The following is an 8707-nucleotide window of genomic DNA, read 5'->3' on the forward strand; positions in this document are numbered from 1 at the left end:
GTCCCGACGGTCGCCGACACGCCGCTCTATTTCAGGACCGTGCGTGTCACCCTTCCGCCAGGCGGGCGGAGTGACGTCTCGGCCGCCAATGGCATCATCTACCAGATCTCGGGATCGACCGAGATCACGGTCGCCGGAAAGCCAAGGATGCTAGCCCGTCTTATTCAGCCCGTCGTCGCTCCTGTGGCTGCGTGAGCGGGGAGCGCGGACGTGCGTGGCGCCTGTTTCATCGCGATTTCGGTCCGGTTCATGATGGGCGTTGGGGTTGTGGGGATCGGGTGAGTTCGGGGGCGATTGCCCCACCTGTCACGGTCCGGCGGGCTGGAGGCTGCGCGCGATCCCGCGGAACAATTCAGCTTCGGGGCACGCCGCGGCGAAGGCGAGGCGCACGCGTGTGGCGGTCTCAGTGATGCGCGCGGCGATCTTGAGCAGACGCATCCGCAAGCTGGTGAACTCGGCCGTCGCGAGGGTCTGAGGTTTGGGGATAGCGTCGCGCACCGTCAGCATCAGCCAGTAAGCCGCGGTGTGCAGCACGAGAGGCACCTGATTGGCGCGTGCCGAGCGGCAACTGGTGCGGTCGGACGCGAGCTGACTCTTGTGCAGCTTGATCAGATTCTCGGCCTGCCCGCGGGCGCAATACAGTGTGCCGAAGAGCCACTCGGCGCTGCCGACGTCGAGATTGGTCACCACGTAGCGGATGTCCAAGCCCTGAGTTGTGGCTTCAATCCGTACCGCCACGCGCCGCTCGCAACCCCAGGATTTGGCGCCATAGCGGGTCTCGGCATAGCGGCGCAGCACCGGCGCGGCGGCCTCGGCGCGACGGACGCGGACATCGTCGGCGGCGGTCTCGACCAGGCGGCTCAGAACGGCGTTGCCCGGCAGGCCAAGGATGAAGTCCACAGCATTGGCCTCGCACCGTGCCATCACTTCGGGGCGGCCGTAGTGACCATCGCCGCGGATGGTCAGTCGCGTGGTCGGCCAATGGCTGCGGATACGCCGCACGAGGCGCGTCAGATGGTGGCGGACTTCGTCCCCAGATGGCGTCTTGCCGGATCGCAGCAGCACCGCCACCGGGCGGGAGGTCGCGGTGTCGTAGACATGGATCGGCAGGAAGCAGCGTTCGTTGTAATGTGCGTTGAACAGCGACAGCTGCTGATGGCCATGCACGACATCGACGGTGTCATCGAGGTCCAGCGTAACGGCGGCAGGAGGACGGGCGTGGCTCGCGCAATAGGTGTCGATCATGGCGTAGGTCATGCGCACCACCTCGCGCAGGGTGGGCGCATTCTCCCAGCGCGACACCGTCGGCTGTGAGCACAGATCGTTGCCGGTGTCGGGCAAGCGCCCACACGCCAACTGAAAGCCGGGATCAGTGCGCAGATGATCGAGGTCATCAGCGTCCTCATAGCCACAGGCAATGGCGAGCATGCGGGCGTGCAGAATGTCCGCGACGCTGTGCGTCACCAGCAGCGGATCGCGCGGGTCGGCGATCAATGCCGCCAGCCGTTGGGCGATCCCCATGCGTCGCTCGGCGGCGGCCAGCAGCATCACGCCACCGTCGGAGGTGATGCGTCCTCCATCAAACGCAGCAGTGACTTTCTTGCGTCCGACGGCTGGAAACCCGAACGGCTCAATCGTATCGTCGTGCATGGCGGGTGTGGCTCGCAATGATCGGGTGAGTGGATCGGTCTCGACACCCAATCCGTAAACAAGATCAGCCGCTTACGCGACACCCGCCAAGCGAATCCCCGCCATGCCATGAATAAGGGCGGCTAGGTATTGTACCCGAGCGTTATCGCCTCTCAACTCAGGGTGACGAGGATGCCTCCACTGCCATCGGAAGCGACGTGGAATGAGCCGCTGCCCAGGCTGGATGTTTGGAAGTCAAGGGACGCGTGCTGCTGGGTGCCGTTGGAGATCTGCAGCAGGCCCGTCGAGGTGTCATACTGTGTAGCCGCACCCGTCTGGCCGAACTGCTTGAGGTCGATCATGTCCCCCGCGCCGAAGCTTTGCAGCGTGGACCCCGCATAGGAGGCGGAACCCACGTTGCTGCCAAACGTGAGCGGATTGTCGATCACCAGTTCGCTCGGGCTCAGGAACGTCATTCGCGCATTGCTGCCGATGGCCGCGGCGACCTCCAGCGTTGCATCGGACGTAAGCTGGAACAGCCCGCTGCTTGTCGGATCGATGGCCGAGGACACGTCGAGCGAGCCACTGACATTGACAGTGCCATTATTGGCAATCGTTGGGACGTTTCCCCCGTTCAACGTCCAGGTGCCGCCGGTGTCCACGCTGACCGTTTGGAAGCTTGCGAACGACCAGCTGCCGTTCTCGGTGACGGTGCCGGAGCCACCGGACAGACCGCTGATCGATCCGGTGCCGCCGGCCAGTTCAAGGGCGTTCGCGCCCGAGCCGCCATCGACCAGGCCCTTGAACGCCGCTGTCGGATTAACCACCACGCTGTTCGAGCCGCTGTTGACGAAGAGCACGGCATCCGTGGTGCCTGATATTGTGCCGCTGTTGGATACCGTTCCGGGAGCCCCGGCGATTTCGACTCCGTAGTCTCCCGAAATGGAGGCGCCAGCGCTATTGGTTACGCTGCCGCCAGCCTGCAGGTAAACGCCGGCGCCGTTCACCCCGGCTGCGCTGACGCTGCCGAAGTTGATGACGGTCGCAGTCGCATTGGCCGGGCCGTCAACGCCATCGACGTTCCCCCCCGTAGAGGTTATCGCGCCGGAGTTGGTAACCGTCAGGGGACCGTTGGTCGCCGCGAGGACAACCGGTCCCGTCGTCGGGCTACTGATCGCCCGACCGCCACCACCCCCGCCCGCCGCGATCTGGGCGGTGCTGTTGGCGGTCGCCTTGGCAGTGCCGGGAGCATCGTCGGTCAGGGACACGGCGACCGTATCGGTGCCGGAGACGGCGTAGGTGTGCGATCCCGCGACCGAGTAGGTGCCGTTCGAGCCGCTGACCGTGCCGGCGGAGGTCGTGCCGTCACCCCAGGTGACGCTTGCAGTGAAGTCGCCCGCCGGGTTAGCCGTGTCGCTGTTGGTGAAGGTGGCAACCGTCACGTTGTTCAGTGCCTGGCCCGCGGTGCCGGTGATCGTCGTGGCCTGCCCCGTCAGCACGTCGGCCTCCGCCGCCACGACCGTTCCCGTCGGCGTGATCTTGGTGTTGTCAGCGATGCGAGTGATCGCGACCGACAAAGGGAAGCTGCCCTCGTCGGCGTAGGTGTGACCGCCCGCGACCGAGAACGATCCGTTCGCGTCGCTGACCGTGCCGGCCGTGGTGGTGCCGTCGCCCCAGGTGATGCTCGCGGTGAAGCCGGCGGCGGTATCAGACGAATTGGTATCGGTGAAGCTTGCGATGGTCGTGCCGGAGGCCAGCGCCGACCCCTCGGTCGCGCTGCTCAACTGCACCGAGCCAGCCAGCGTTCCTGCGCCCGACGCGATCTGGGCGGGGCTGTTGGCGGTCGCCCTGGCAGTGCCGGGAGCATCGTCGGTCAGGGACACGGCAACCGCATCAGTGCCGGCGGCGGTGTAGGTGTGCGATCCGGTGACCGAGTAACTACCGTCCGAGCCGCTGACCGTGCCGGCGGAGGTCGTGCCGTCGCCCCAGGTGATGCTTGCAGTGAAGTCGCCTGCCGGGTTGGCCGTGTCGCCGTTGGTGAAGGTGGCAACCGTCACGTTGTTCAACGCCTGGCCCGCGGTGCCGGTGATCGTTGCGGCGTGCGGCGTCAGCACGTCGGCCTCCGCCGCCACGACCGTCCCCGTCGGCGTGATCTTGGTGCCGTCCGCGGTGCGGGTGACTGCGACAGACAACGGGAAGCTGCCCTCGTCGGCGTAGGTGTGACCGCCCGAGACCAGGAACGATCCTTTGTTCGCCCGGGTGACCGTGCCGGCCGTGGTGGTGCCGTCGCCCCAGGTTATGCTCGCGGTGAAGCCAGCAGCGGTGTCGGACGAATTGGTATCGGTGAAGCGCGCGATGGCCGTGCCGGAGGCCAACGCCACCCCTTCGGTGGCGCCGCTTAGCTGCACCTGGCCCGCCAGCGCCCCCGGACCACCGCCGATCTGGGCGGTGCTGTTGGCGGTGGCGGCGGCGGTTCCGGGGGTGTCGTCGGTCAGGGTCACGGCGACCGGGTCGGTGCCGGCGCTGGCGTAGGTGTGCGAGCCGGAGACCGCGAGCGTGCCGTTCGTGCCGCTGACCACGCCGGCCGAGGTGGAGCCGTCGCCCCAGCTGATGCTGGCGGTGAAGTCGCCCGCTGCATTGGCGCTGTTGCTGTCGGTGAAGGTCGCCACGGTCACGTTGCTCAGCGCCTGCTGGGCGGTGCCCGTGATGGTTGCGGCTTGCGGCGTCAGCACGTCGGCCTCGGCCGCCGTCACCGCGCCGGTGGGCGTGATGGTGGCGTTGTCGGCGGTGCGGGTGACCGCGACGGAGAGCAGGAAACTTCCCTCGTCGGCGTAGGTGTGGCCGCCCGAAACAGTGAACGATCCGTTCGCGCCGCTGATGCCGCCGGCTGAGCTCGTGCCGTCGCCCCAGCTGATGCTGGCGTTGAAGCCGCCGGCGGGATCGGCCGTGTTGGTATCGGTGAAGCTGGCGACGGTCGTGCCGGCCGCCAGCGCCACCCCCTCGGTGGCGCCGCTTAGCTGCACCTGGCCCGCCAGCGTTCCTCCCGTACCAGGACTAAAAACATCGATCGGAGTTGCCGTGGCGGCATTGCGTGGGCCAGTGAGATTGTTTGCCGCCAGAAGCGTGCTGAGCAAATTGTAGTGATTATAGGCGGTGTTGTAGGCGCCCGGCATGACATGAGCGCCGTAAAGGATGGCGGCGACGTGATCGCTCGGGTCGGTGTCGCTTTCGTCCCACACGACAACGAGCAGCGAGTTGTTGTTCGTGGCCCATTGCACATAGCTGTTGAGATTGCTCTGGAGCCAGGTGTCGCCCTGCTGGATGGTCCCGTTGTGCATGTCATCGTTCACGTTTGGGACCACGAACGAGACGTTTGGCAGGCTCGAGAAGCTGCCGTTGGAAGGAAAGGTGCTGAAGTCCTTCTCGACCGAAAAACCTTCTGGAAACGACTCCCATGGATTGTGATCGTAGGAGGTGGCGCCACCCTCGACGTAGCCGGTGAAGGTCTTTCCGGCTCCCTGCAGGATCGTGTCGAGGGTCGGGTCCGGCTCGCTGTAATGATTGTCGTCGGTGATGCCGAACGTGCTGCCTGCATACATCGCGAAGTAGTTCGGCTCACTCGGGTGACTGATGGCGTCGTAGTTTGTCAGGAGGGCACCGCTGGCCGCGAGGCTGTTGATGTATGGTGCCTGGGAGTTGCCGATGATCTGGCTGTAGTCATGGTTCTCCATCACCACGACGACGATGTGATCGTAATTTGGTACGGCCATCTTGTTCCCTCCGAGACACCCAGACGCGCGGCTGACGCGCCGCTGACAGAAGGCTGACCCTCGACCCGGGTCACCTAGCTGAATGGAGTGGGTTCACACGGGTGAACCCCGCTTGGAAATTAATTAAATCACGTTTGTAATCGGTTCGCGACTCAAGTAAGCGAGATTTTGCTTCGGCAAGGAGCCGTTGAATGGTCAGTTCCATTCGAGTGTGATCTTGTCTCCCGCGTCTTGTTACAGATCTTGTCTTATTGCCAATCTTCGAGCTCTGCCCGCCATGTGATTTCGTCTAGGCCACCGACTCATAAACCGCATCCAGATTCCGGCTGCGGCGAGTTTGATGAGTGCGAGGTAGTTGGTGTCGTGTTTTTCGGAGCGCGTAGCGATTGCCCTGAAGTGTTTGAACTAGATGCCGTAATGGGCTGGCAGCCTGGCGATAGGCGAGGAGGTGGCTGTCCCCCAGAGTGATGGTGTGTTGAACGGGGTCCGAATGGGTCGGCCCCAAGCATCATCGAGGGACAGCCATGGAGTATTATGTTGGAATTGATGTCTCGCTGAAAGAGAGCAGCCTGTGCATGGGGGACGCCAAGGGGACGATCGTCCGTGAGGCGAAGGTGGCGAGCGGCCCAGAAGCGCTGTGCCATCTTGTTGCCGAGCTTGGCTTTCCGGTAACACGCATTGGCCTTGAGGCTGGCCCGCTGTCACAATGGCTGCGGGAGGGGCTGGTGGATGCTGGTTTCGAGGTGGTGCTGCTCGAGACCCGGCATGTGAAGGCGGCGCTGTCGGCGATGACGGTGAAGACCGATCGGAAAGACGCGCGTGGCATCGCACAGCTTCTGCGCATGGGATGGTATCGGCCGGTACACGCCAAGTCGGTCGGCTCCCAGGCGGTGCGCGCCCTGCTGGTCGGACGCAAGCTGCTGCAGTCCAAGTTGCTCGATGTCGAGCTCAGCATTCGGGGCATCCTACGCGGCTTTGGTCTCAAGGTCGGCGAGGTAAGCCGTGGGCGTTTTGAAGCGCGTGTCCGCGAGCTTGCTGACGGCCACGGCATCCTCGAGGCGGTGATCCGCGCGATGCTGCAGGCACGGGCTGCGCTGTGGAACGAGTTCACCCGCCTGCATCGCGAGATGCTGAAGATCGCGCGTGCAGACCATGTCTGCTGGCGGTTGATGAGCGCGCCAGGGGTTGGCGCCCTTGTCGCGATCACCTACCGCTCGGCTGTCGACGATCCCGAACGGTTCGGCAAATCGCGGACGGTCGGCGCGTATTTCGGGCTGACGCCGAAGAAGTATCAATCCGGCGAAACCGATATCGATGGTGGGATCAGCCGAGTTGGTGACGTCATGGTGCGAACAGCGCTTTTCGAGGCAGCGCATATCATGCTCACACGAGCAACGCGGTTCTCCGTCCTGAAGCGCTGGGCGATGGGGGTAGCAAAGCGGCGTGGCATGAAGCGGGCGAAAGTCGCACTTGCTCGCAAGCTTGCCATGGTGCTGCACCGGATGTGGGTCGACGCACGCGAATTCCGTTGGACCAAAGACGCCGCAGCGGCGTAACGGAGGAGCAAGCTTTCGAGAAGCGGGCCAACGCCGGCGCCGCTTCTTGCGAGGTCCCGTCGCCGGGACGAGGGTCAGGCAAGGTCGGGTGTAGTGCTGTGGAAGCTTCGGCAAACCACGCCTTCTAGATTGACCTGTCGGCTCAGGATCTGATGGCACGGTGTGGCAGTCCTTCGTGCTGACCACGGACAGAAGCATGATCCCGGCGACGAGATGGTCACTCGGAGGACTTGACACCGAAAGGCCCATTACAGAAGCACTACTTTGGCACTTTAGGGCTGACGAGAGCAGGCTCTTATGGCAATGCGGACATCGTGATGGCGGTCGTGGTGGCGCGAACAGGCGGGTGCTGATGGCGCGGCGCAGTTCAGGCGGTGTTGGTCGCGGCGGCGGTGCGTTCGGCGGCAGATTTTTTCCCCCGCCCGGCGGCCTTAAGCCGCAGGTGCTGGAGATAGGCGAACGCGATGCAGGTCATGAGAGCGTGTCGGTGTAGGCCGGTCCAGGAACGGCCCTCGAAGCCGCCGGGGCCGAGTTCCTGCTTGAGTTGCTGGTGCGCCTGCTCGCACACCCAGCGCGCCTTGATCGCCGCAGCGCGGTACGGGCAGGAAGATTGCTGAGATCGTATTTGCGCTCGCCGCTGCTGCGCCATTCGCCGATGAACCAGACTTCCTCGCCGGGCAAATGGCCGTGGCGGGGGCTGCGCGGACCATCGGCCACCCGCACCCGCACAGCCGAAAAGCGCGCGGCGAGCGCACCCTTGGTGCCCTGCCGCCAGACCACGCGCCGCCAGAGACACCCGGCCAGCACATCCACGGCATCCCGGGCGGTTTCACTCGGCACGGCATGCTGCCGTGGCTTTCCCCGGTTCGCTCGGGGGAAGAGCAAGCCGACACCGGTGGTGAAGACCTCCAGGGTACGGGGAACGCCGACCGCCCAGGACAGGCCGCGCTCGCTCGACCCTTGGCGGAACGCAGCCCCGCTGCCGTATCCGGCATCCGCCAGCACGCAGCCGAAGCGCAGTCCCGCCGCCATCAATCGGTCGATCTCGGTCAGCGCGATCTGCGGCCTGGTTTGCGCAATGCGCGCCGCCTCCGGCACGCCAGCCTTGGCACAGCGTGCGGGATCGTCGGTCCAAGCACTCGGCAGGAAGAGCCGCAGCCCGATCGGCACGGGCACCTCGCGGCGTGCCAGCGTCAGCGACACCAAGGACTGACGGTTGGCCTGCTTGCCCAGTGCGCCGCAGTACTGCCCCGCCACCCCGACCGAGGCCGTGCCTTTCTTCGGCAGCGCCGTGTCGCCGATCACAAGCACCGCATCGTCACCACCCACCAGACGATCCGCCTGCTCGGCCAGTGCCCGCCAAAGCGGCGCATCATCCCAGGCCGGACTGCCGACGAAATGGTGGAGCTGGTCGTGGCCAGCAAGGCCAAGCCGAGCGGCGATCGGCTGCACACTCTTCGGCCCGCCCGGTCCGAGCGATCCTTGCACGTACAGCGGCGCCCACTTGCTCCGCGTGCTACGCCCGATCACGCCGAGGAACGGCGCCAGCCACGCATCAAGATCCCGACCAATGTTGCTCGCCCGGAACACAGCGCATACGCCACTGAATCCCAGTCCTCTACACAACTGGTAAGCGTCCGCCTAAGGCGCGGGCATATTGCATGACGTCAGCTAGGCAGCGAGCCGCTGGTCCAGCCTTGCGCGGATCCCGTCGACGTTCCAGGGCAGCAGTTCTGCGATGCGGTTGACGGG

General features: G+C 65.1%; 4 protein-coding genes and 1 pseudogene. 2 read left to right on the forward strand and 3 right to left on the reverse strand.

From position 1 onward, the window contains the following. Positions 1 to 195: hypothetical protein (locus OL599_RS25455; RefSeq protein WP_264716870.1), on the forward strand; the 195-nt coding region annotated here is incomplete at its 5' end. A 111-nt stretch (positions 196 to 306) separates the two neighbouring features. Here OL599_RS25455 and OL599_RS25460 read toward each other — a convergent pair. Next, positions 307 to 1650, reverse strand: coding sequence for an IS1380 family transposase (locus OL599_RS25460; RefSeq protein ID WP_264716871.1), 1344 nt, complete (start codon positions 1648 to 1650; stop codon positions 307 to 309). 152 nt (positions 1651 to 1802) lie between these two features. Then, positions 1803 to 5399 carry an alkaline phosphatase family protein gene (locus tag OL599_RS25465; RefSeq protein WP_264716872.1) on the reverse strand — a complete coding sequence of 1199 codons (3597 nt, stop codon included), beginning with the start codon at positions 5397 to 5399 and terminating at the stop codon, positions 1803 to 1805. Positions 5400 to 5923: 524 nt separating this feature from the next. Between OL599_RS25465 and OL599_RS25470 the strand changes: the two genes are divergently transcribed. Next, the gene (locus tag OL599_RS25470) at positions 5924 to 6955 is read left to right on the forward strand and encodes an IS110 family RNA-guided transposase (protein ID WP_264716873.1); all 1032 of its coding nucleotides are present in this window, start codon (positions 5924 to 5926) and stop codon (positions 6953 to 6955) included. A gap of 295 nt (positions 6956 to 7250) precedes the next feature. Here the strand turns inward: OL599_RS25470 and OL599_RS25475 are convergent. Further along, positions 7251 to 8545 (reverse strand): annotated as a pseudogene (locus OL599_RS25475) (IS701 family transposase). Between the last annotated feature and the right edge of the window lie 162 nt (positions 8546 to 8707).

Source organism: Limobrevibacterium gyesilva (genome assembly GCF_025989185.1).
GTDB classification, from domain to species: Bacteria; Pseudomonadota; Alphaproteobacteria; order Acetobacterales; family Acetobacteraceae; genus Limobrevibacterium; species Limobrevibacterium gyesilva.